Origin of the sequence: Pseudomonas frederiksbergensis (assembly GCF_035751725.1) — a bacterium.
Taxonomy (GTDB): Bacteria; Pseudomonadota; Gammaproteobacteria; order Pseudomonadales; family Pseudomonadaceae; genus Aquipseudomonas; species Aquipseudomonas frederiksbergensis_A.
This window is the reverse complement of the sequence record NZ_CP142104.1, coordinates 5,827,512-5,848,136: the sequence shown is the minus strand read 5'-3', so window position 1 is coordinate 5,848,136 and position 20,625 is coordinate 5,827,512. Positions and strand designations below refer to the sequence as shown.

The 20,625-nt window shown below is 63.9% G+C and carries 15 protein-coding genes; 11 read left to right on the top strand and 4 right to left on the bottom strand.

From position 1 onward, the window contains the following. Positions 1-33: 33 nt before the first annotated feature. The 4 genes from VQ575_RS26455 to tssA all read right to left on the bottom strand — a co-directional run bounded on the left by VQ575_RS26455 (position 34) and on the right by tssA (position 3,866). A complete protein-coding gene (locus VQ575_RS26455; protein ID WP_325918717.1) occupies positions 34-522 on the bottom strand; it encodes an Hcp family type VI secretion system effector in 489 nt (162 codons plus the stop codon). Positions 523-731: 209 nt separating this feature from the next. Beyond that, a complete protein-coding gene (gene tssC, locus VQ575_RS26450) occupies positions 732-2,228 on the bottom strand; it encodes a type VI secretion system contractile sheath large subunit (protein WP_030138240.1) in 1,497 nt (498 codons plus the stop codon). A gap of 12 nt (positions 2,229-2,240) precedes the next feature. Next, on the bottom strand, positions 2,241-2,756 hold the full coding sequence (tssB, locus tag VQ575_RS26445; protein ID WP_025216163.1) for a type VI secretion system contractile sheath small subunit: 516 nt from the start codon (positions 2,754-2,756) through the stop codon (positions 2,241-2,243). Between the two features lie 81 nt (positions 2,757-2,837). Then, complete coding sequence (gene tssA / locus VQ575_RS26440) at positions 2,838-3,866, bottom strand: type VI secretion system protein TssA (RefSeq protein ID WP_039593612.1); 1,029 nt, start codon at positions 3,864-3,866, stop codon at positions 2,838-2,840. 406 nt (positions 3,867-4,272) lie between these two features. On the opposite strand from tssA, the gene tagH reads away from it, so the two are divergent. The 11 genes from tagH (at position 4,273) to VQ575_RS26385 (ending at position 20,558) form a co-directional block, all read left to right on the top strand. Further along, positions 4,273-5,733, top strand: a complete 1,461-nt coding sequence (gene tagH, locus VQ575_RS26435; protein WP_325918715.1) for a type VI secretion system-associated FHA domain protein TagH — start codon at positions 4,273-4,275, stop codon at positions 5,731-5,733. A gap of 69 nt (positions 5,734-5,802) precedes the next feature. After that, complete coding sequence (tssJ, locus tag VQ575_RS26430; RefSeq protein WP_039593614.1) at positions 5,803-6,309, top strand: type VI secretion system lipoprotein TssJ; 507 nt, start codon at positions 5,803-5,805, stop codon at positions 6,307-6,309. A gap of 15 nt (positions 6,310-6,324) precedes the next feature. Next, positions 6,325-7,659, top strand: coding sequence for a type VI secretion system baseplate subunit TssK (gene tssK, locus VQ575_RS26425; protein WP_045157311.1), 1,335 nt, complete (start codon positions 6,325-6,327; stop codon positions 7,657-7,659). 6 nt (positions 7,660-7,665) lie between these two features. Then, positions 7,666-8,976 carry a DotU family type VI secretion system protein gene (locus VQ575_RS26420; protein WP_198724498.1) on the top strand — a complete coding sequence of 437 codons (1,311 nt, stop codon included), beginning with the start codon at positions 7,666-7,668 and terminating at the stop codon, positions 8,974-8,976. Further along, the gene (gene tssM, locus VQ575_RS26415; protein WP_325918713.1) at positions 8,973-12,473 is read left to right on the top strand and encodes a type VI secretion system membrane subunit TssM; all 3,501 of its coding nucleotides are present in this window, start codon (positions 8,973-8,975) and stop codon (positions 12,471-12,473) included. The genes VQ575_RS26420 and tssM overlap by 4 nt, the downstream gene beginning before the upstream one ends. Next, positions 12,470-13,123, top strand: coding sequence for a type VI secretion system-associated protein TagF (gene tagF, locus VQ575_RS26410; RefSeq protein ID WP_325918711.1), 654 nt, complete (start codon positions 12,470-12,472; stop codon positions 13,121-13,123). The genes tssM and tagF overlap by 4 nt, the downstream gene beginning before the upstream one ends. Further along, positions 13,124-13,855, top strand: a complete 732-nt coding sequence (locus tag VQ575_RS26405) for a PP2C family protein-serine/threonine phosphatase (protein ID WP_039593619.1) — start codon at positions 13,124-13,126, stop codon at positions 13,853-13,855. Next, positions 13,852-16,926 (top strand): serine/threonine-protein kinase, encoded by a 3,075-nt coding sequence (locus tag VQ575_RS26400; protein ID WP_325918710.1) that lies wholly within the window; start codon positions 13,852-13,854, stop codon positions 16,924-16,926. Before VQ575_RS26405 ends, VQ575_RS26400 begins: the two co-directional genes overlap by 4 nt. Next, complete coding sequence (locus VQ575_RS26395) at positions 16,926-17,642, top strand: ABC transporter ATP-binding protein (RefSeq protein WP_325918708.1); 717 nt, start codon at positions 16,926-16,928, stop codon at positions 17,640-17,642. The genes VQ575_RS26400 and VQ575_RS26395 overlap by 1 nt, the downstream gene beginning before the upstream one ends. After that, positions 17,642-18,838 (top strand): ABC transporter permease, encoded by a 1,197-nt coding sequence (locus tag VQ575_RS26390; protein ID WP_198724505.1) that lies wholly within the window; start codon positions 17,642-17,644, stop codon positions 18,836-18,838. The genes VQ575_RS26395 and VQ575_RS26390 overlap by 1 nt, the downstream gene beginning before the upstream one ends. Beyond that, positions 18,831-20,558 (top strand): formylglycine-generating enzyme family protein, encoded by a 1,728-nt coding sequence (locus tag VQ575_RS26385; RefSeq protein ID WP_039593623.1) that lies wholly within the window; start codon positions 18,831-18,833, stop codon positions 20,556-20,558. Before VQ575_RS26390 ends, VQ575_RS26385 begins: the two co-directional genes overlap by 8 nt. The last annotated feature ends 67 nt before the right edge of the window (positions 20,559-20,625 follow it).

The following is a 20,625-nucleotide window of genomic DNA, read 5'->3' as shown; positions in this document are numbered from 1 at the left end:
ACCCCCGGCGCGTGGCACCGGGGGCGTGTTCGATTACACCTTGACGTTCTGACGGATGTTCCAGCCGAACTTGACCGGGCCGCCTTCCTTGGTGCCGTCGGCTTTCTGCGGTTGGTATTCCACTTCTACCTTGGCGAAGTTCAGGGTGACGTTTTCGGTCAGGCGATCATCGCTGCCCGAACCGCCGGTGCTCAGGGAAGTGATCAACACTTCTTGAAGGTTGATGATCATGTACTCGACCTGGCTTTCACCGCCGGCCTTGCGCACGGTCAGCTTGACCTTGTCGACGTGCTTGCCGCTGGCGCAGTGCATCATCAGGTTCGGCGAAGCCTTGTCGACGTACTTGGTCAGCGACAGGTCCTGGATGTTGACCTTGCCCGCGCCACCACCGCTGCCGACATGCATGTTGCCGGACTGGGACATGCCCCAGCTCCAGTTCAGGACGTCGATCTCGTCCTTGTGGGCCTTGTCCATGGACTCGCCCTTGATGTCGCCGATCTTGATGAAAATATCAACAGCCATGTTTTCTCCCTGTGTGGTCTCTACCACATTGTTTGGTTGACGCTGACCTTGCGAAATTACTTTGAACGTCAGTCAAGACACCGAACCTGTGGGAGCGGACTTGCTCGCCAATGCGGTGGGTCATCCGGCATCGACGCCGACTGACCCGACGCATTGGCGAGCAAGCCCGCTCCTGCACAGGAGCGAGCCTTTTCCAACAAATCCTCTATTTACGCGCCCTTGGCCGACGGCAGTTTCGATACCAGGCGCAGCGACACGGTCAGCCCTTCGAGCTGATAGTGCGGGCGCAGGTAGAACTTGGAGTTGTAGTACCCCGGGTTGCCTTCGACTTCTTCGACGATCACTTCGGCGGCAGCCAATGGATGCTGGGCCTTGGTGGTCTCGGTGGAGTGCGCCGGGTCACCGTCGACGTAGTTGAGGATCCAGTCCTGCAACCAGCGCTGCATCTCGTCCTTCTCTTTGAAGGAGCCGATCTTGTCGCGCACGATGCACTTCAGGTAATGGGCGAAACGGCAGGTGGCGAACAGGTACGGCAGGCGCGCGGCCAGGTTGGCGTTGGCGGTGGCGTCCGGGTCGTCGTATTCGGCCGGTTTCTGCAGCGACTGGGCGCCGATGAACGCGGCGAAGTCGGTGTTTTTCTTGTGCAGCAGCGGCATGAAACCATTCTTCGCCAGTTCCGCTTCACGGCGGTCCGAAATAGCGATCTCGGTCGGGCACTTCATGTCCACGCCGCCGTCGTCGGTCGGGAAGGTGTGGGCCGGCAGGTTTTCCACTTCGCCGCCCGACTCCACGCCACGGATGCGCGAGCACCAGCCGAAGTGTTTGAAGGAACGGTTGATGTTCACCGCCATCGCGTAGGCAGCGTTGGCCCAGGTGTACTTGGAGCTGTCGGCGCCGTCGGTGTTCTCTTCGAAGGCGAAGGCTTCCACCGGGTCGGTCTTGGCGCCGTACGGCAGGCGCGCCAGGAAGCGCGGCATGGTCAGGCCGATGTAGCGCGAGTCTTCCGATTCACGCAGCGAACGCCAGCCGGCGTATTCCGGGGTGGTGAAGATCTTGGTCAGGTCGCGCGGGTTCGACAGTTCCTGCCAGGAGCCCATGCCCATCACGGTCGGCGAAGCCGCGGCAATGAACGGCGCGTGCATCGCGGCGCAGACTTTCGACAGTTCGCCCAGCAGTTCCACGTCCGGTGGCGACTGGTCGAAGTAGTAGTCGCCCACCAGGCAGCCGTAAGGCTCGCCGCCGAACTGGCCGTATTCTTCTTCGTACATCTTCTTGAAGATCGGGCTCTGGTCCCACGCGGTGCCCTTGAATTTCTTCAGGGTCTTGTGCAGGTCAGGCTTGGAGATGTTGAGCACGCGGATCTTGAGCTGCTCGTCGGTCTCGGTGTTGTTGACCAGGTAGTGCAGGCCACGCCAGGCGCTTTCCAACTGCTGGAAGTCCGGGTGGTGGATGACCTGGTTGACCTGGGCGGTGAGCTTGGCGTCGATGGCGGCGATGATCGACTCGATCGACTTGATGGCGTCGTTGGACACCAGGTCGGTCTGCGCCAGGGCCTGCTCGGCCAGGGTGCGCACGGCGGTCTCGACGGCTTCGCGGGCGCGTTCGGTCTTGGGTTTGAATTCTTGCAGCAGCAGCGAGGCGAACTCGCTGGTTTCTTCGGTGGCGCCCAGGTTCTGGGGCTGATTGTCGCGTACCAAATCGTTCATGATCGTTAGTCCTTAAGCCTTGGGCTCTGCGTCGGCGGGCTTCGGCGCGCTCGCCAGGGCCTGCAACAGCGCTGGGTCCTTGATCGCCTTCATGATGATTTCCTCGGCGCCAGTCTTGCCGTCCATGTAGGTCAGCAGGTTGGCCAACTGAGTGCGCGCCTCGAGCAACTTGTTCAGCGAATCGACCTTGCGAGCCACGGCCGCTGGGCTGAAGTCGTCCATGCTTTCGAAGGTCAGGTCCAGGCTCAGGTTGCCTTCGCCGGTCAGTTCGTTAGGCACATGGAACGCCACGCGCGGCTGCATGGCCTTGAGGCGCGAGTCGAAGTTGTCGACGTCGATCTCGAGGAACTTGCGATCGGCAACCGGTGCCAGAGGCTCGGCGGGCTTGCCGGCGAGGTCGGCCATGACGCCCATGACGAAGGGCAACTGGACCTTTTTCTCGGCGCCGTAGAGCTCGACGTCGTACTCGATCTGCACTCGAGGCGCGCGGTTGCGCGCGATGAATTTCTGAGAACTTTGCTTCGCCACGTTGCTGCTCCTGGTCGCTTGAGCGACGGTGTTGGCGTCATCGGGGGTACCTATGACGTGACTGCGTGATCCGCTCGCTTTTTATTCGCTTTCCGGGCCGCGCAGGTTTTCAAATTGACTCATGCCGTCGGGAATCAGATTGCGCACGATCGCCGCGAAATCGGCATGCACCAGATTCTTCGCCCGATTCAACAGCACCGGCAGCGGGCTGGAGGGCTCGTGGCGGGTGTAGTACGCCAGGATCCGGTCCAGGCTGCGCAGCACATCGTCACGGTTGTTGATTTCCCCTGGGACGGTACTGTTGCGCGGCGCGCTCGGTACGCTGGCGTTTTCAACCGGCGCGGTGTGGTCGGGTTCGACGGGATCGGCAAGGTCGCTGTCGCCGCTCTGCGGGGCGAACTGACCGAGAATCTGCAGGGCCATTTTCAGCGGCTGTTTCAACGGGCCGAGGTCCACGCCCTGGGCGGAACCGACCTGGTCGCTGACTTGCTGTTCGATGGCTTCGGCGGCGCTGCGGGCTTCCAGCAGGGCGGCGCGGATGGTTTCCAACTGCTCGGGATCGCTGTCGAGCAGGGCGCCGGCGAGTTGTTCGGCGCCGAGGTTTTCATCGGGAAAACTTTGCAAGCCGCTGGCATTGGCGGCGGCGCGCAGGCTGACGGCGCCGAACGTCCGGGAGCGGGCCAGGATGCTTTCGCGCAGCAGGCGAATGGTGACGTCCGAGGTCAGGCCGGCGAGGGCATTGATCCGCACGGTGGGGTCGTTGTCGTCATCGGCGTCCAGGCGTGGGTGCAGCTCTGCCCAGTATTGCTTGAGCAGTTCGCTGATCAGTGTCAGTACGCGGGCGAGGCCGGGAATGCCTTCCAGGGCCAGGGAACTTTGCAGCAGGAAATGGGTGATGCGCAGGTCTTTGCTGCGTTGCAGCAGGTCCAGGCTTTGCTGCTGGATGCTGCGCCACTCGGGAGGCTCGGCAGGCAGGATCGAATCGCCCATGCTGCGTTCGGGCTGGCCTCGGGAATCGCGTTCCAGGCGCAAGAAATCCGCGTCATATTCCAGGTCTTCACCGCAAGGCGAATTCGCGGAAACGGCGGCGAGCAACAAAGGCACATCCACTTGGATCGATCTCCCTATCACCCGCTGAAGAAGTCGGGCAGTGCACACGCAAGTTTCGGATGAAACTTCACATGTTCCTTGACGATAATGGCGCTATAGATGCGAGATGATCTTAAAGTGCCATCATGTATATTCAAGAAGTTGTGCATTTTTGGTGTAGTACTTATCCGTTGTCAAGGTAAGCTATTTCGCCGATGTGACAGTTGTGAGGTGCTTAACAACCCGCGCGACCCATAGGTCGGAGTACGCACTGAAGCAGGTTTTTTTGTCACGCAGGCCGGTTAAGATCAGCCATTGTGCTGGCAAAAAGCCGTTCCCCGTCGCTAGCAAGGTTTTTGCTACGCAAGGGCCGGGGTCCAGGTCTCATGTATCGTCGGCGACAAGAAGTATTCAGCAAGGAGGCGAGATGCCGCTGTGTTTGACTATCACTAGTTATCACAAGATTACTCCCGGACAGTGTTCTGAAAAGACCTTGGGCCAGGGAGTGATGGCAATTGGCCGTAGTTCCGATAATGATTGGGTATTGCCGGATCCGGAGCGTTTGGTCTCGGGCAAACATTGCATCATCCAATACAAGGACGGGCGTTATTATTTGACCGATAACAGCACTAATGGTGTGGAATTGGTCAAGGCCGGTATTCGTTTGCGCAAAGGCAATAGCGAGCCGTTGCAGGACGGCGAAGTGATCCGCATTGGTGACTACGAGATCCAGGCCCGGGTGGACTTCGACTTGCCGATGACCGACAGCAATCCGTTCGCCGAAGCACCGAGCAGCTTCGAAGCCTTGATGGGGCGCCAGAGTGCCCCGGTGAATACGCCTTCGCCAATGCCCGTGAGCACGCCGGCGCATTTCCAGGGCGTATCGTCGATGGATACCCTGCCGGACCTGTTCGATTTCCTCACCCCGACCAGCGTCCCGCCGGCCACCCAGCCGGATCATGTGCCGGCCGAGCAACACGACTTCCGTCCGCCGACGCCGATTCCGCGCCCGAGCCCGCCGCCTGTAGTTGAGCCAGTGTTCGAGCCGGTGGCGGTGACATCGGCCCCGGTCATCCCGGAAGACTGGGATTTGTTCAGTGACAAGCCTGCGCCGGTGGCATCGATTCCTGTCGCGCCGCTGTCTGAACCGGTTTGCGTGCCGCCGCTGCCCGTGCTTGAGCCTGTACCTGCTCCGCCCATCCCGATGGTTGAGGTCGTCGCGCCGATTGAATCCGCGCCACCGCCAGAAGCGCCGGTCAGCCGTGTCGAGCCTACGCCCACCCCGGTGCAGAGTTCTCAACCCGACCTGCTCCAAGCCTTCCTGCGCGGCGCCGGGCTGGATCAACTGCGCCTGGACAAGGCCAACGCCGAAGCCCAGATGGAAAGCATCGGGCGCAGCTATCGGTTGATGGTCGAAGGCCTGATCGATGTGCTGCGCGCCCGCAGCAGCCTCAAGGGTGAGTTCCGCATCCAGCAGACGATGATCCAGCCGGTGGAAAACAACCCGCTGAAGTTCGCCCCCAATGTCGACGAAGCGCTGCTGTTGCTGCTGCGCCATGGCAACCAGGCGTTCATGGCGCCGGACGCGGCGGTGCGCGACAGTTTCGATGACTTGCGTGCCCACCAGTTGGCGGTCATGGCCGGCGTGGAAGCGGCGATCAAACATTTGCTGGCGCGTTTTGAGCCGGCGCAACTGGAAGAGCGCATGGGCAAGCCTGGCGGGCTGTCAGGCATTTTCAGCGGCTCGCGACAGGCCCAGTACTGGCAGCAATTCACCGAGCTCTATAGCAACATTTCCCGGGAAGCCCAGGAGGATTTCCAGGACCTGTTCGGTCGTGAGTTCAGCCGCGCCTACGAAGAACACAGCACACGACAGCGACGCCGTTGAGCGCCGCCGCCTTATAACAAGACTGATCAAGACAACAACGGATAGCTCAAACGTCATTGAGGACGCAGGATGATTCCCAGGTTTTTACTCGCAGTTGCCACCGCGCTTCTGCTGACGGCGTGCGCCAAGGATGCGGCCAACCCCCAGCCCGAAGAAGCTGAGGCCGACACCGCCGCCATCGAGCTGCATTTCCATGCCATCGCTGGTCTCAACCCCGGCGCCACCGGCCAGCCGGCCCCGGTCCGGGTGCGCATTTTCGAATTGAAAAATGCCGCGACGTTTGGCCGTTCCGATTATTTCGCCTTGGCCGAGCGGGCCCAGGCAACCCTCGGTGCCGACCTGATCGACCAGGACGAGGTGCTGATCCAACCCGGCCAGCAATCGAGCCTGCAACGCGACCTCGACCCGGCCACCCGTCATATCGGAATCCTGGTGGGCTATCGCGAACTGGACCAATCGCTGTGGCGCACGGTCATGAATGTCCCGCCGCGCCAATACACCGAATACCAGATCAGCCTCGATGTGCGCGCCGTGCGCAGCGCCGTCGTCGTTGCCCCATCCAGCCCTGCCCAATAAGCAATCGGAGCCCCCATGTCCTGGAACAATCGCGTGGTCTGGTCGGAAGGCATGTTCATTGGAACGCAGCACTTCCAACAGCACGACCGTTACCTGGAAAACCTCATCGACGCACGCAGCCGCCCCTTGTCGGCCGGCGCCTGGGGTTTTTCCGAATTGCTGATCGACCAGGGCCTGCTGGCCCAGGGCAAGCTGGCGATCATCTCGGCGCGGGGCCTGCTGCCGGACGGCACGCCGTTCAATATTCCCCAGGACGACCTGGCGCCGACGCCGCTGAACGTCGATGACAACCTGCGTGACGGCGTGGTGTATCTGGCCCTGCCGCTCAAACGCGCCGGTTCCCGCGACACCGTGGACGAAGGCGAAGACCTCGGTGCCGCGCGTTATGTCAGCCAGGTGTGCGAAGTGCGCGACGACAACGCGCCGTTCGAAAACCGCGCGCCGGTGGCCCTCGGTTCCCGGGCGTTGCGCTTGCTGACTGAACAGGACGGCATCGGCGACTACGCCGCGATTGGCGTAGTGCGCATCAAGGAGAAACGCGCCGACCGGGCGCTGGTGCTCGATGATGCCTACATCCCGCCGCTGCTGGATGTCAGCGCCTCCAAGCCGCTGGCGGCGTTCCGCAGCGAACTGCTGGGCCTGCTGCATCAACGCGGCGAAGCCCTGGCCGGGCGGGTGGTGGCGTCCGGTGCCGGTGGCGCCTCGGAAATTGCCGACTTCATGCTGTTGCAGCTGGTCAACCGCGCCCAGCCGCTGATCCAGCACCTGAGCCAGTTGAGCCCGCTGCACCCCGAGCGTCTCTACAGCGAGCTGGTGAGCCTGGCCGGCGAGTTCTCGACGTTCACCGCCTCCGGACGACGGCCGCAGCAATACCCGCCTTATCAACACGATGACCTGGCGCTCAGCTACGCGCCGGTGATGCAGGCCCTGCGCGAGGCCCTGTCGATGCTGATCGACAGCAAGGCGACGCCGATCCCGATTGTCGAGAAAGCCTACGGCATCCACGTGGCGATGCTCGCCGACAAGACCCTGCTCGACAGCGCCAGCTTCATCCTGGTGGTGCGCGCCGACGTGCCCGCCGAAACCCTGCGCGGCCGCTTCGGCCAGCAGAGCAAGGTCGGTTCGGTGGAACACATCCGCGACCTGGTCAACCTGCAGCTGCCGGGCATCGGCCTGCTGCCGCTGCCGGTGGCGCCGCGCCAGTTGCCATACCACGCCGGCTCCACCTATTACGAATTGGACCGGGGCAGCGACCACTGGCAGCAACTCAGCAACTCCGGTGGCTTTGCGTTCCATATCGCCGGTCAGTTCCCAGGGCTGAACCTGGCGTTCTGGGCGATCCGAGGATAAACCGCGATGAGTAACGACGATCGTACCCAGTTCATGCCGACGCCCGGTGGCCGTGGCGCGGATCCGTTTCGTCCGGACCCGGCACGCCAGCAGCCGGCACCCGCACCGGCGCCGCTGTCGATGCCGGCCGCGCCGGTCCTGACGGGCAAGGCCCAGGGCCTCAATCCGCTGGAAAGCGCCGCCGGCCCGCTGCTGGCCTTGTTGACGCGCCTGCGAAGCACCATCGCCCACCCGGCGCCGGCCAGTTTGCGCGCACAACTGTTGGCGTACCTGCGCCAGTTCGAAGAGCGCGCCGAGGCCGCTGGCGTGGTGCGCAACGATGTGTTGCTGGCCCGCTACGCCTTGTGCACCGCCCTCGATGAGGCGGTGTTGAGCACACCGTGGGGCGGCACCAGCGACTGGGGCAAGCAAAGCCTGCTGATCACCGTGCACAACGAAGCCTGGGGCGGCGAGAAGGTGTTCCAGTTGCTGGAACATTGCCTGCAAAGCCCGCGCGAGCGCCTGTATCTGCTGGAGCTTTTGTACCTGTGCATGTGCCTGGGCTTTGAGGGCCGCTACCGCGTGATGAACGATGGTCGCAGCCAACTCGAAGCGTTGCGCGAACGTACCGCTGGCGTCATCCGCAGCGCCCGTGGCGAGTACGAGCGCGAACTGTCGCCGCACTGGCGCGGTGTCACCGTGGCCCGTGATCGACTGGCGCAATTCATGCCGCCGTGGATCGCCGTGGCCATCGGCGCGGCGCTGCTATTGGCATTGTTGTTCGGCCTGCGCATGAAGCTGGCCTCCGATGCCGAACCAGTGTTCAAGAACATTCACTTCCTCGGTGAGATCCCAGTGCAGACCATCGATCGTCCCGTGGTGCAGCCGAAAGTGATCGAGCGCCCACGCCTGGCCGGTTTCCTCGCGGATGAAATCCGCTCCGGCAAGGTGGCGGTGGAAGACGCCGTCGACCGTTCGGTGGTGACCATCCGTGGCGATGAACTGTTCGCCTCCGGCAGCGCCGGCATCAAGGACGATTTCCAGCCGTTGATGCTGCGCATCGCCGACGCGGTGCGCAAGGTCAAGGGCCAGGTGCTGGTGACCGGGCACAGCGACAATCGGCCGATTGCCACCTTGAGATTCCCTTCCAACTGGGCCTTGTCCGAGGCGCGGGCCCGTTCGGTGCTGGACATTCTTTCGGCCAAGACCGGCCAACCCGAGCGCTTCAGCGCCGAAGGCCGCAGCGACACCGAGCCGCTGGCCTCCAACGCCACGACCGAAGGCCGTGCGCGCAATCGACGGGTTGAAATCACAGTGTTGGCGGAGGGGGTCGAGTGAAGGCGTTTTTCAGTTTCATGATCCGCTGGGTCATACCGTTGCTGGGGCTGATTGCCCTGAGCCTGATCATCTGGTTCGTTGGTCCGCTGCTTGATTGGCTGGTGCCTGAAGGCCGGCGCTGGACATTGATCATCCTCGTGTTCGCGGTGTGGATCGCCTACCGGGTGCTGCGCATTATCCAAGCCCGCCGCCAGGCCGCCGAAGTGATGCGCAGCCTGGCCGCGCAGACCCCGCCGGACCCCACCAGCATCGCCACTGCCGAAGAACTCGAAACCCTGCGCCAGCGCATGGACGAGGCCTTGGCCTTGCTCAAGAAAGCCAAGCTCGGCGGCGACGAGCGCCGTAACCTCTACGAGCTGCCGTGGTACGTAATCATCGGTCCGCCGGGCTCCGGCAAGACCACGGCGCTGGTCAACTCCGGGTTGCATTTCCCGTTGGCTGCGCAGCTCGGCGCCGGTGCCGTGCGCGGCGTCGGCGGCACGCGCAATTGCGATTGGTGGTTCACCGACGAGGCCGTGCTGCTCGACACCGCTGGTCGCTACACCACCCAGGACAGCGACGCGACCGTCGATAAAGCGGCCTGGCTGGGCTTCCTCGGCCTGTTGAAAAAACAGCGGGCCCGTCGGCCGATCGATGGCGCGTTCATTGCCATCAGCCTGTCCGACCTGCTGCTGGGCAGCGACGCCGAGCGCGCCGCCCATGCCGCGGCGATTCGCTTGCGGATCCAGGAGTTGTACACCCAACTGGGCGTGCGTTTCCCGGTCTACCTGATGCTGACCAAGCTCGACTTGGTGCCGGGCTTCATGGAGTACTTCGACAGCCTGAGCAAGGAAGAACGCGCCCAGGTCTGGGGCATGACGTTTGCCCTCGACGACGGTAAGAGCAACGACAGCCCGCTGGCGCACCTGCAAAGCGAATTTGCCTTGCTGGAACAGCGTCTCAACGACCGCTTGGTCGAACGCCTGCAACAAGAGCGCGACCCGGCGCGGCGCGACCTTATCTACGGCTTCCCTCAGCAGTTCGGTGCCTTGAAGGATTGCCTGCAAAGCTTCCTCGACGGCGTGTTCAAACCCAACGCCTTTGAAGAGCGGGTGTTGCTGCGCGGTGTGTATTTCACCAGCGGCACCCAGGAAGGCAGCCCGATCGATCGTCTGATCGGCTCCATGGCCCAAAGCATGAACCTGGACCGCCAGCACCTGGCGCGCCAGACCGGCACCGGGCGCAGCTACTTCATCGAAAAACTCTTCACCGCCGTGGCGTTTGCCGAGCGCGGGTTGGTGGGTGTCGATCCTAAGGTCGAGCGGCGGCGCAAATGGATCGCCCGTGGCGTGCTGGCCTCCACAGTGGTGTTGGTATTGGTGGTCAGCACGTTGTGGTGGGTCAGCTACCGCGCCAACCAGGCCTACATCGCTCAGGTCGACCAGAAGGTCGCGCCACTGGGCCAGACCGTGCAGAACCTCAGCCCGGCGCAACGCGACGTCCTCGCGGTGTTGCCGCTGCTCAATGCCGTCAAGCACTTGGCCGATGACGCGCCCGACTGGGCCGAGGGCCTGGGCCTGTACCAGGGCGACATGCTCGAAGCCGAGTCCGGCAGCGTCTACCGCAAGCTCTTGATCGCGGTATTCGCGCCGCGCCTGCTGACGCGCATCGAAGAGCAGCTGCACAGCGGCGGCAATTCGGATTTCCTCTACGAAGGCTTGAAGGCGTACCTGATGCTCGCTGATAACGAGCATTACGATACCGACTTCATCAAGGCGTGGATCGCCCTGGACTGGGATCGCAGCCTGCCACGCGATCTGCCAGCCGAGCAGCGCCAGGCCCTGACCGGGCATTTGCAGGCGCTCTTCGAGCGCCGCCCACCGACCGCGCGCCTCGACCCACGCCTGATCGAAGACCTGCGCCGCCAGTTGCAACAACTGCCGGTGGCCCAGCGCGTCTACGACCGCATCAAGCGCCAGAAACTGCCCGAAGGCATCCCGGACTTTCGCATCAACGAAGCCGCCGGGCGTGACGCCGCGCTAGTGTTCAGCCGCAAAAGCGGCAAGCCATTGGGCGAACCCTTGAGCGGGTTCTTCACCGTCAAGGGCTACCGCCAGGGCTTCTTGCTCAGCAGCCTGAGCCAGACCGGCACCCTGGCCGAAGAGCAATGGGTGCTGGGCCATGAAGAGGCCGACCAGCAGAACGTCGCCAGCCTGGCCGCCGATGTGCGGCGCCTGTACTTCCAGGACTACCTGCGCCAATGGGATGCCTTGCTGGCCGACATCGACTTTGTGCCGATCACTAGCGTGGCCCAGGCCGCCGATGTGCTGCGGGTGATTTCCGGCCCGACCTCGCCGTTGAAAAAGCTGTTGGTGGCGGTGGCGAAGGAAACCGACCTGCAACAGGATGAACGTCTGCTGGCCGCTCAAGGCGTGCCGGCGGGAGACGGCGTGGACAAGCTCAAGGAACGCCTTGGCAGCCTGCTTGGCCAGGAGCAGGCAACACCAAACGCGCCGGCAGCGAACGACGACCCGATCACCGCGCATTTCGCCGAGCTCAACAGCATCGTCAACAAGAACGAAGGCGAACCTGCGGCCATCGATGGCCTGCTGTCCGATATGAACGCGCTGTACGTGCAAGTCAGCGCCATGGTCGGTGCCAGCGGCGATGCCTTGCTCGGCGAAGCCAAGAACCAGGCATCGGCCGCCGCCACCCGCGTCAGCCTCAACGCCGAACGCCAGCCGCCGCTGGTGCAGGGCCTGGTCAAGTCGGTAGTCAACTCCACCACCAACACCATGATGGGTGGGGTGCGCAACCAGCTGAACGCCGCCTGGACCAGCGAAGTGGTGAACATCTATCGCCAGTCCCTGGCCGGGCGCTACCCCATGTCGCCGGGTAGCGCGCGAGACGCGACCCTGGATGACTTCGGCCAGTTCTTCGGCGTCGGCGGGGTGATGGACAACTACTTCCGCAAGTACCTGCAACCGTACGTGGATACTTCGACCCAGACCTGGCGCTGGCAGCCGGGCGCGGCGCAGAAGCTCGGCATTTCTCCAGGCGTGCTGCAAACCTTCCAGCGCGCAGCGACCATCCGCGATGCCTTCTTCCGTTCCGGCGGCACGCAGCCGATGGTGCGTTTCGAACTCAAGCCGGTGGCGATGGACTCGACCATCACCCAGTTTTTGCTCGACCTCGACGGCCAGCAACTGAGCTACGACCACGGCCCGAGCCGTCCGACCGCCATGCAATGGCCGAACCCCGGCAGCATCGGCGTGGTGCGGATCTCAATCATGCCGCCGGCGTCCAGCGGTCGTTCCGGCATTACCCTGGACGGGCCGTGGGCCTGGTTCCGGCTGCTGGAGCAATCGGACCTGACCGCCGGCAACTCACCGGACCGCTTCAACCTGCGGCTGCGGGTCGATGGCGCCAGCGCCTCTTATGAGCTGCGGGCCAACAGCGCCTTCAACCCATTCAAGAGCCGGGTGCTCAGCGGCTTCAGCCTCCCGGAGCGGCTATGAGTACACCGGGCTTCTATGGAAAGTTGGCCAGCCGCGGGGATTTCGTCAGCCGTGGCTTGCCCCAGGGTTTTATCGGCCCGTGGGACTCCTGGTTGGCGGCGGGTTTGCTCGCCAGCCAGAGCAGCCTCGGCGAGCGTTGGCTGGACGCCTATCTGGTCAGTCCGCTGTGGCGCTTCATGGTCGCGCCGGGTGTGTGCGGGCCGGATGCGGCAGTGGGCGTGTTGATGCCGAGCATCGATCGTGTCGGGCGTTATTTCCCGCTGACCATCGCGGTATTGCTGGAGCCGGATGCCGACCCGGCCTCGGTAGTCGGTGGCGCGGACGATTGGTTCGAGCGGGTCGAGAATCTGTTGCTGAGCACGCTGAGCGTGGAGGCGAGTTTCGAAGCATTCAACGAACAGCTGGAAACCTTGGGCGGCCCGATGTACCTGCCGCGCACCCCGAGCAGTCGCTTCGCCAGCCTGCATCGCTTCGATGCCACCGACCCGCAACGGCGCATGAGCGCCCTGGCCGAGTCGTCCTGCGAAGGCGCGAGCCTGTGGTGGGGCCAGGGTTCGGAGCGCATCGCGCCCGGTTTGATGCGCTGCCAGGGATTGCCGGCAGCCGCTGATTTTGCGCAATTTTTGCTCGGCCAAGAAGGTGTTGTGTAGATGCGTCCAAGTGCCGGAAAAGCAATCAAGTCTGCAAGCAAGAGCCACGTCGGCATGGTCCGCCAGGTCAACGAAGACGCCTGCCTGGATCTGCCGGAAAATGGCCTCTGGGTGGTGGCCGACGGCATGGGCGGACACGCGGCGGGCGACTATGTCAGCAGCCTGATCGTCGACAGCCTGCGCAGCATTGCCGTGGGACGTTCGCTGGACGAATACGTCGCGGCGCTGCAAAGCGACCTGCTGCGGGTCAACGCCGCCGTGCGGGAAGAAACCGCCAACCGTGGCGTGACCATGATGGGCAGCACCGTGGTGGTGTTGGCCGCCCGCGACCTGCGTGGCATGTGCCTATGGGCCGGTGACAGCCGTTTGTATCGCCTGCGCGACGGCGTGCTCGAAGGCATCTCCCGGGATCACAGCTACGTCCAGGACTTGCAGGACAGCGGCCTGCTCAGCGAAGCCGAGGCCCGCGTGCATCCGCGCGCCAACATCGTCACCCGCGCCATCGGTGTCGAGGCGCAACTGAACCTGGCGCTGACCGAACTGCTGTTGGTGCCCGGCGACAGCTACCTGTTGTGCAGCGACGGCCTGACCAAGACCGTCGAGGACGAGGAAATCCGTGAAGTATTGAGCCACGACGAGCCCGGCGAAATCGCCAGCAGCCTGGTGTCCCTGGGCCTGATGCGCGGCGCGCCGGACAACATCACCGTGGTCGTCGTGAAGGTGCCGTCATGAGCTTGACCCTGAACATTGTCATCCCCGGCTACGACATCGACGGCGAGATCGGCGAAGGCGCGATGGCCAGCGTGTACCTGGCGACCCAACGCTCGCTGGAGCGCAAGGTGGCGTTGAAAGTCATGGCCGCCGCCCTGGCAGCCGACCCGACGTTCTGCGAGCGCTTTTTGCGCGAAGGCAAGACCCTGGCGCGCCTGTCGCACCCGCACACCGTCACCATCCATGACATCGGCAACGTCGGTGAGCTGTATTACATGGCGATGGAATACCTGCCCAACGGCACGCTCAAGGAACGCATCGCCGCGGGCCTGACGCCGGAGCAGGGGCTGACCTACATTCGCCAGATCGCCTCGGCCCTGGGCTATGCCCACGGGCTGGGCCTGGTCCACCGTGACGTCAAGCCGGCCAACATCCTCTTCCGCGCCGATGGCACGGCGGTGTTGTCGGACTTCGGCATCGCCAAGTCCCTGGACGACCGCACCCAATTCACCCAGGCCGGTTTTGCCGTCGGCACGCCCAGCTACATGAGCCCGGAACAGGCCCGTGGACAAGACATCGACGGCCGCGCCGACCTTTACGCCCTGGGCGTAGTGCTCTACGAAATCCTCGTCGGCAAGCTGCCGTACACCGGCAATGACGCACTCTCCACGGCCCTGGCGCACCTGACCGAACCGTTGCCGGAGTTGCCGGTGCATCACGGCCGTTACCAGGACGTGTTGCGCAAGTTGTTGGCGAAGGATCCGGCGGAGCGTTTCCCGGATGCGGCGGCGTTGCTGCGCGCGTTGGATAACTTGCCGGAGGCATCTGCGGAAGCGACGTTGATCCGGCCGTTGTCGTTTGAACTGCCTGTCGCGCCGCCTGCGATGGATGATTTGGCGGGCCTGACGCCCGTTTCCATCGAAATTCCCAGCGGCCCGGCTTACTCACAGCCGCAATCCAAACCTGTACCTTCGCCGATCAAGCCAACACCGCAATCCACGGTCTCGGAGCAACGCAAGGGGCCGGTGTTCGCCTTGGCCGCCGTGGCGGTCGCCGTGGCGCTGGCGTTGGGCGGCGCGGGTTATTGGTGGTTGGCCGGTGACGATGGCAAAGAGGGTAAGACGCCAGTGGCCACGACCCCCTCGGCCAAGCCGCCGCAAGTGTCGCCACCGAAGACTTCCGACGTGCCTGCGGTCACCCCTGCGGCCCAGCCGCCCGTGGCAGCCGAGGTCGACGGCGGCCAGCGTCCGCTGCTGATGGCCGGCAAGAAGACCCTGTTCCAGCGTGTGCTCAGCAAGCCGGGGGCGAAACTCGCCGACGCGCCGGGCGCCGCACCGGGCAAGGCGCTGCCAGCGTTTTCGGTGCTGTATGTGTATCAGCGCAAAGACATCGATGGCAGCGCCTGGGTACGGGTCGGCGCAGCCACCGACGGGCGCAGCGACGGTTGGTTGCCCGCCGCCCAGGTCAGCGATTGGAAGCAGAGCCTGGTGCTCAAGTTCACCGAACGTTCCGGCCGTGCGCCGGTGATGTTCCTGCGTCAGCCTGGCGAAGTGGAAAAGCTCCTGGCTAACCCTTCGGCGGCCAGGAATGTGTTGCTCAAGGCCCAGCAGAGCCCCCAGGAAAACCAGCAAGTGCTGGCCCTGGAACCCGCCGCCAGCGCCGTGCCACAGAACCAGTTTTATCTCTTGCCGATCTTCGATTCCCGCGAGAGCCTCGATGAAAACGGTCAGCCGGTGCAGTTGCTGAACGTGGCGTCTATCGATCCCGGCAGTACCCCCAAGGCTGCGAGCAACACGCCGATCACCACCGCCAACGCCGACGCGTTCCGTACCGCCGTGGTGCTGGTGGTGGACACCACCGTATCGATGCAACCCTACATCGACCAGGTCCGCGACGTGGTACATCAACTGCAAACCCGCATCGCCGAGCGCGGCGAGTTGGACAGTGTCAGCTTCGGCATGGTGGGTTTTCGCAGCAGCACCAAGAAAACGCCGGGCCTGGAATACGTCGCCAAGACCTTGATCACCCTTGAACAGGGCCGCGACCCGCAACGCTTCCTGGAATTGGCGCGGCAGGTCAAGGCGTCCACGGTGTCGAGCCATTCGTTCAACGAAGATGCGTTTGCCGGGGTCATGGAAGCCGTCGAAGGCATGGACTGGTCCGGTTATGGCGGGCGCCTGATCCTCTTGGTGACCGACGCCGGCGCCCTGCGCAAGAACGACCCGTTTGCCGCCACGCAAATGAACGAGGCCGAAGTGCGCCAGGCTGCGCTGGGCAAGCAGATCAAGATCTACGCGCTGCACCTGCTCAGCGACGCCGGCAAGAAAACCCATGGCGGTGCGCAGACTCAATACCGCACCCTGACCGCCGACGCCAACCCGCAGATCGGTGACCTGTACATTCCGGTGCCGGGTGCCGACGTGCGCAAGTTCGGCGAGCGTGTTGACGAGATCGGTTCGGTGTTCGCCGACCTCGTCCATCAAGTGCGCAGCAACAAGCCGCAGAGCGTACCGTTGCTCAGCGCCGCGCCAAGCCTGGCCGACAAATCGGCCGCGGTCGGCTATGCAATGCACATGGACTTTTTGGGGCGCAAATCCGCCAGCCAGGCGCCGCAACTGGTCAGCGCCTGGACCGCCGACCGCGACCTGACCAACCCGGCGCTGCCGGCGTTCCAGGTTTGCGTGATGCTGACCAAGCTGCAACTCAACGACCTTCAACAATCGCTGAAACTGATCGTCGACGCGGCGCGCAAGACCCAGAGTTCGCCCAAGGATTTCTTCCAGGAAATCGCCAGCGCCAGTGCCTACATGAGCCGCGATCCGTCGGCCCTGCGCAAGGGTGGCAACCTCGCCACGGGCGGGATTCTCGGCGAGTACCTGGAAGGCCTGCCATACCGCAGCAAATCGCTGAACATGACTCAGGATTTGTGGTTATCGTTGAGCGTCGCCGAGCAGGAGGACTTCATCGACGAACTCGAATCGAAGATTCGCCTCTACGAAACCTTCCACAACGACCTCGCCAACTGGGTGCGCTTCGGCGATGCCGAGCCGGGCGATGCGTTGTACCGCGTTCCGTTGTCGACGCTGCCGTGATGCTGAACCTGAGCGCAGTGCACAAAAGCCGGGGTACCGGCGGCCAACGCTACAGCCTGGTGATACCACGGCTGCAGCTGCGCGCGGGCGAACAACTGGCGGTGGTCGGCCCCAGCGGCTGCGGCAAGAGCACGCTGCTGGACTTGCTGGCGCTGGTGCTCGCACCGGATCAGGCCGCGCAGTTCGACTTCACGCCGGCCAACGCGCCGCTCGACATCGCCAAACTGTGGCGTGCGTCGCAACAAGGCACCTTGGCCGAGCTGCGCAGCCGGCACCTGGGCTATGTTCTGCAAACCGGTGGCCTGCTGGGCTTCCTGGACGTACGCGGCAACATCGAGTTGTCGCGCAAACTGCTGGGCTTTAAGGATGACGGCAGCGTGAAGCGCCTGGCCGGACAACTGGACATTGCCGATCAACTGGACAAGAAACCGGCGGACCTTTCCGTCGGCCAACGCCAGCGGGTCAGTTGCGCCCGGGCCTTGGCCCACGGCCCGCGCCTGTTGCTGGCCGATGAGCCGACCGCCGCCCTCGACCCGCTGAACGCCGAACGCGTCATGCAGTTGTTGGTGGCTCAGGCGCGCGAGCACGGTGTCTGCTGCGTGGTCGCGACCCATGACGAAGCGCTGGCCCGCGCCATCGGCTTGCAAGTGCGGCGCATCAGTTGCCGTCGCGATACCGATGGCGGCGTTACCGCCACGCTCGGGGAGGCTTGCTGATGCGCGGCGCGCTGGTGGCTTCCCTGGCCTGGCAGGATTACCGCAACGATGCGTGGCTGTCGGCGTGTTCGGTGCTGGCGTTGGTGGCCGTGGTGGCGCCGTTGTTGGTGCTGTTCGGCCTGAAGTTCGGCCTGGTCAGCAGCCTGACCGAACGCTTGCAGAACGACCCGGCCACCCGGGAAATCATCCCTTTGGGCGGTGGTCGTTTCAGCGCCGGATTCGTCGAACAACTGGGCCAGCGCAGCGACGTCGCCTTCGCCTTGCCGCGCACCCGGCAGATCGCGGCGACGGCGGATTTGAGCAGCGCGGTATCGGTTGTCACGGTCGAGATGATTCCCACGGCCGCTGGCGATCCGTTGTTCGATCATCTGCCGGTGCCGCAAGGCTTGGATCAAGTGGTGCTCAGCCAGACCGCCGCTGAAAAGCTCGGGGCCAAGGCCGGTGATTGGTTGCAGGCCAGTTTCGGTCGGCAAGTGGCCGGTCGCAGCGAGGCGCAGCGCACCCAGGTGCAAGTGCTGCACGTGTTGCCGCTGGAAGCCTTCGCCCGGGATGGCTTGTTCGCGCCGCTGGCCTTGCTCGAAGCGGCGGAAGATTACCGCGACGGTCGTGCCGTGCCCGCGTTCGGTTGGCCGGGCGATGCGGTGGGCATGAGTGGGCAACGGGTGTATCCGGCGTTTCGCTTGTATGCCCGCAGCCTCGGCGATGTGGAGCCACTGCGGCAGTTTTTCGCCGGGCAGAACCTGCTGGTCTCGACCCAGGCCCAGACCATCGCCCAAGTGCAATCGCTGAGCCGCAATCTGTCGATCGTGTTCTGGATCATCGCCGGGCTGGCCTTGGCCGGCGCGTTCGCGGCGATTTTTGCCGGTGCCCTGGCGGCGGTCGAGCGCAAGCGCCGGGAACTGTCGGTGTTGCGCCTGTTGGGCGTGTCCACGGCGGCGCTGTTGTTGTTCGTGGTGTTGCAGGCGCTCTACAGCGCCACCTTTGCGGCCCTGCTGAGCGCCGGGCTGTATGGCCTGGCGCAGTCGGGCCTGAATCATTTATTTGCGCAGATGCCCGGTGAATACGCCAGTCATCTGCTGGTGCGTCACTACACCTTGGCCCTGGTGGCCGTGCTCGGCGTCAGCGCCGTCGCGGCGGCATGTGGTGGCTGGCGGGTGGCGCGCATCCAGGCGTGTGAAGGAATTCGCGATGTATAAGTTATTGGGCGCCGCCGTGGCGCTGAGCCTGGCCAGCCTGGCCTGGGCAGATGAGAGCACGGACAAGCTGGACAACCCCAAGCCATTGCCCGACGACGTCAGCCTGCCGCTGCCATGTGAAGGGCAAATGGTGTTCCGCTACGTCTACATCCTCGCCCAGGGCACCCTGGACGATCGCGAGATCAGCCTCGGTTATCCGTTCAGCGAGGGCGAGGCGGGCTATCAACAGTCATTCATCTCCGGTTATCGCCGGGACTTCATCAACGGCCAGTTCACCCTCAAGGACCTGCCCAAGGACTGGAACAAGACCATCACGCCGTTGATGCCAAAGACCGACGCCAAGACGCCGCTCAAGCCGATGCTGTATTTCATCGGCAAATACGAAGTCACCGCCCGCCAGTACGCCCAGGTCATGGCCCAGGCCCAGTCGTTGGCCAGCGGTGAGCCGGCACCGGCCTGCGAAACCTTGCAAGCCGAGTTGCCCCAAGGCGTGGCGGGGCGGTTGCCCAAGGTGAAATTGTCGAAGTTCGAAGCCGAGCGCTTCTCGGCGGTGTACAGCGCCTGGCTGATGAAATATCACAAGGACCTGCTGCCGGTGAGCGGTCGCGGCACGTCCGCCGAGGACGGCGGCCTGGGCTTCGTGCGCCTGCCCACCGAAGTGGAATGGGAATTCGCCGCCCGGGGTGGGCACGCCGTCAGCCGTCAAGACTTGGAAGGCCGACTGTTCCCACGACGCCTGGAAGGCAGCGAAAGCGACGGGCCGCTGGCCGATTGGGCGGTGTTCAACCAGGTTGCCGGCGGCACCGGCCAGGCCGCGCGGCTGATGCCCATCGGCACCAGGTTGCCGAACCCCATCGGCTTGTTCGACGTGGTCGGTAACGCCGCCGAGATGGTCCAGGAATCCTTTCAATTGGTGCACGCCGGCCGCCGCCAGGGCGCTTATGGCGGTTTCGTGGTCAAGGGCGGCAATTACCTGGAAGGCGAGGGCACGTTGTTCACCGGCATGCGCCGCGAGTACCCGCTGTTTGCCGCCGACGGCACCGAGCAGAGCAACGAAACCACTGGTTTCCGCGTGGCCGTCGGCGCGTTGTCGGCGCCGCGTTCGCGGTACAAGGAATTGTTCGCCCAGTGGCAGAAAGAAGGGCGACTCGCGTCCCTGACCGATGCCATCGATGACGCCGACGACCCGACCAAGCGATTGGACAGCATCATCGCCGCCAGCGCTGATCCACGCCTGCAAGCCGAGCTGGGCCTGGTCAACGAAGAGCTCAAGCGCAACGTCTCGCTCATCGCCCAGCAGCGCGAGGAAGCGGCGGGCAACCTGATCCAGTCTTCGGCCCTGGTGGCCGAGACCATCAACAACTACAACATTCGCCTGACCAACCTGCAGAACAGTCGGCAGGCGGCCTTGGACGCCAAGGACGAGGCCAGCGCCACGCTGTTCGCCACGGCCATCGATAACGGGCGCAGTGCGCTGGACGGCGCGGTGGCGATCTACATCGACAACCTGGCAACCGGCACGCGCTACACCGATGTCGTGATCCAGGCGCAGTTCCAGCGCATCAAGGAAGAGCTTGAGCGCAAACCGGTACTGGGCAAGAGCCTGGTGGCGCGTGCAACATTATTCGTTCGTCATGTCGGGGCTTATCGTCAGCAGAAACGAGCCGACCCGGCGGCGATATTGAAGGAATTGCTCGCATCGAATGCTCAGCGGTCTTGAGTGTTCGTTGTCAGCGAGCTTGGAAGGGACTCAGGCGGCGATAGCGCCGCGCTGAGCTGGTCAACAC

Coding starts and splice junctions, on each gene's coding strand:
- VQ575_RS26455 (WP_325918717.1), bottom strand. CDS start 522: ATGGCTGTTGATATTTTCATCAAGATCGGCGACATCAAGGGCGAGTCC.
- tssC (WP_030138240.1), bottom strand. CDS start 2,228: ATGAACGATTTGGTACGCGACAATCAGCCCCAGAACCTGGGCGCCACC.
- tagH (WP_325918715.1), top strand. CDS start 4,273: ATGCCGCTGTGTTTGACTATCACTAGTTATCACAAGATTACTCCCGGA.
- tssJ (WP_039593614.1), top strand. CDS start 5,803: ATGATTCCCAGGTTTTTACTCGCAGTTGCCACCGCGCTTCTGCTGACG.
- tssK (WP_045157311.1), top strand. CDS start 6,325: ATGTCCTGGAACAATCGCGTGGTCTGGTCGGAAGGCATGTTCATTGGA.
- VQ575_RS26420 (WP_198724498.1), top strand. CDS start 7,666: ATGAGTAACGACGATCGTACCCAGTTCATGCCGACGCCCGGTGGCCGT.
- tagF (WP_325918711.1), top strand. CDS start 12,470: ATGAGTACACCGGGCTTCTATGGAAAGTTGGCCAGCCGCGGGGATTTC.
- VQ575_RS26405 (WP_039593619.1), top strand. CDS start 13,124: ATGCGTCCAAGTGCCGGAAAAGCAATCAAGTCTGCAAGCAAGAGCCAC.
- VQ575_RS26400 (WP_325918710.1), top strand. CDS start 13,852: ATGAGCTTGACCCTGAACATTGTCATCCCCGGCTACGACATCGACGGC.
- VQ575_RS26395 (WP_325918708.1), top strand. CDS start 16,926: ATGCTGAACCTGAGCGCAGTGCACAAAAGCCGGGGTACCGGCGGCCAA.
- VQ575_RS26390 (WP_198724505.1), top strand. CDS start 17,642: ATGCGCGGCGCGCTGGTGGCTTCCCTGGCCTGGCAGGATTACCGCAAC.
- VQ575_RS26385 (WP_039593623.1), top strand. CDS start 18,831: ATGTATAAGTTATTGGGCGCCGCCGTGGCGCTGAGCCTGGCCAGCCTG.